We start from the raw sequence: 2,083 nt of genomic DNA, 5'->3' as shown, positions 1-2,083 counted from the left end.
ACCACGGCCAGCGCCGGCAGTGCCGCGCGCGGCGGCCGCGGCGCGCCCTTCCAGCGCAGCCAGGCGCCGGCCAGCAGCGCCGCGCCGACGGCCCGCGCCAGCGAAACGAACAGCGGATCGAGTTCGGCCACGGCCATGCGCGTGAAGGGCAGGGTCAGGCTGAACAGCGCGACCGCGGCCAGGCCGAGCAGCATGCCGCGGGTTTCGCTGCGGTGTTCGTCGCGCGCCGCGGGTAAGGCAGGCGGGGCGAGGGTGGACTGTGTCATATCGGCTCCTGTGATGATTGCGTCAATACCTGGTCAGCGCTATGCTAGACCTCATGAGCAGTACAGTACCTATACAGTTTCCCGCATAAACCTTCACACTGTCATGGCGAAATGACCAACACAGTCTTCCAGGCCCCCGGGTTTCGAGCCCAGATCTCACGCGATTCCGGCGAGCCGCTGGCGGACCAGATCGTCCGCGCCGTGGCCGCGCGCATCGACGACAAGCATTTGCGCGCCGGTGCCCGCATGCCCTCGATCCGCCAGTTCGCCGGCGCCCATGGCGTCTCGCCCTTCACGGTGGTGGCCAGTTACGACCGCCTGGTGGCCCAGGGCTATCTGGAGTCGCGCCGCGGCGCCGGCTTTTTCGTGCGCGAGCGTTCGCCGCTGAACACGGGCCTGAAGGAAGCGCCGGTGGCGGGGACGCCGCCGGCGCCGACCCTGGACGTGGTCTGGCTGATCCGCAACCTGTTCCGCCAGGCGCCGGGCCAGACCAGTTCCGCGGCCGGGGTGCTGCCGGCCGAATGGCTGGACGGCCCCGGCATCGCCGGCGCCCTGCGCGCGATCGGCCGCCAGCCGGGCGCCATGCTGCTCAACTATGGCGCGCCGCAGGGCTATCTGCCGCTGCGCCAGCAACTGCAGCGCAAGCTGGCCGAACTCGAGATCGAAGCGGCGCCGGACCAGATCGTGACCACGGTGGGCGTGACCCAGGCGCTGGACCTGGTGGCGCGCGAACTGTGCCGGCCGGGCGACACCGTGTTCGTCGAGGATCCCGCCTGGTTCCTGATGTTCGGCTCCTTCGCCGCCATGGGCCTGAAAGTGGTCGGCATTCCGCGCCTGGGAGACGGGCCGGACGTGGCGAAGCTGGCCGAGCTGGCGGCGCTGCACAAGCCGCGCCTGTTCGTGGTGAATTCGGTGCTGCACAATCCCAGCTCGACGTCGCTGTCGGCCGCCAAGGCCTTCCAGGTGCTGCGCATCGCCGAAGAGCACGGCATCGTCATCGTCGAGGACGACATCTATTGCGACCTGTACCCGGGACCGTCGGCGCAGCCGGCCACGCGCATGGCGCCGCTCGACCAGCTGCGGCGGGTGATCTACCTGGGGGGATTCTCGAAGTCGCTGGCGGCCAATCTGCGGGTCGGCTTCATCGCCGCATCAAAGGAACTGGCGCTGCGCCTGGCCGACCGCAAGATGCTGGCGACCCTCACCACCAGCGAGCTGGGCGAACGGGTGGTGTACAAGATCCTGGCCGAGGGCGTGTACCGCAAGCACCTGGAGCGCATCCGCGCGCGCCTGGATGCGGCACGGCCGAAGGCCATCCGCCGCATCGAAGGGCTGGGACTGAAGCTGGAGAGCCTGCCCTCGGCAGGGATGTTCCTGTGGGTCGATGCCGGCAGGGATACCAGCGTGATGGCGGCGCAGGCCATGGAGCAGGGCCTGCTGCTGGCGCCGGGCAGCCTGTTCTCGCCGGGCCAGCTGCCGTCCACGCGCATGCGGCTGAACGTGGCGACGCGCGAGGATTCGCCGCTGTGGCCTTTCCTCGCCGGCGCCGCCGGTCCGGAATCCTAGCGCCGCAGCGCGTCCCGCTGCGCCCCCAGCACGCGCTCGATCAGGGCGGCGTCCAGCCTCATGGTCCTCATGAAGGCGCGCGCCGCACCCGGGCCGAGGATGCGCAGGATGACCTGGGCCTTGTAGATCAGCCGGGCCGTTACCGGATCCCGGCGCGTATAGGTGACTTTATGGTTCACTCGACCAGGCCGCGTGCGACGCCGACCTGGCCGCGGTAGGCATCGAAGATGCCGCGCAGGGCGTCCGCCATG

Annotated in this window: 2 protein-coding genes and 1 pseudogene; 1 reads left to right on the top strand and 2 read right to left on the bottom strand. The window is 69.9% G+C overall.

Going from position 1 to position 2,083, the window contains the following annotated elements; translation table 11 throughout:
• Positions 1-266: pseudogene (locus AC1DOQ_RS26810) on the bottom strand (EamA family transporter); the annotation flags it as partial.
• 111 nt (positions 267-377) lie between these two features.
• Between AC1DOQ_RS26810 and AC1DOQ_RS26805 the strand changes: the two are divergent.
• Positions 378-1,832 carry an aminotransferase-like domain-containing protein gene (locus AC1DOQ_RS26805; protein WP_477371413.1) on the top strand — a complete coding sequence of 485 codons (1,455 nt, stop codon included), beginning with the start codon at positions 378-380 and terminating at the stop codon, positions 1,830-1,832.
• On the opposite strand, the gene AC1DOQ_RS26800 is transcribed toward AC1DOQ_RS26805, so the two are convergent.
• Positions 1,829-2,011: a hypothetical protein gene (locus tag AC1DOQ_RS26800; RefSeq protein ID WP_477371411.1), complete on the bottom strand. Its 183-nt coding sequence runs from the start codon at positions 2,009-2,011 to the stop codon at positions 1,829-1,831. The two genes, AC1DOQ_RS26805 and AC1DOQ_RS26800, sit on opposite strands and share 4 nt — an antisense overlap.
• Between the last annotated feature and the right edge of the window lie 72 nt (positions 2,012-2,083).

The organism is Massilia sp. 01N417 (genome assembly GCF_056399645.1).
This window is presented reverse-complemented; position numbering and strand designations above follow the sequence as displayed.

What these genes read in the sequence shown, in the direction of transcription:
- AC1DOQ_RS26805 (WP_477371413.1), top strand. Translation starts at nt 378, where the DNA reads ATGACCAACACAGTCTTCCAGGCCCCCGGGTTTCGAGCCCAGATCTCA.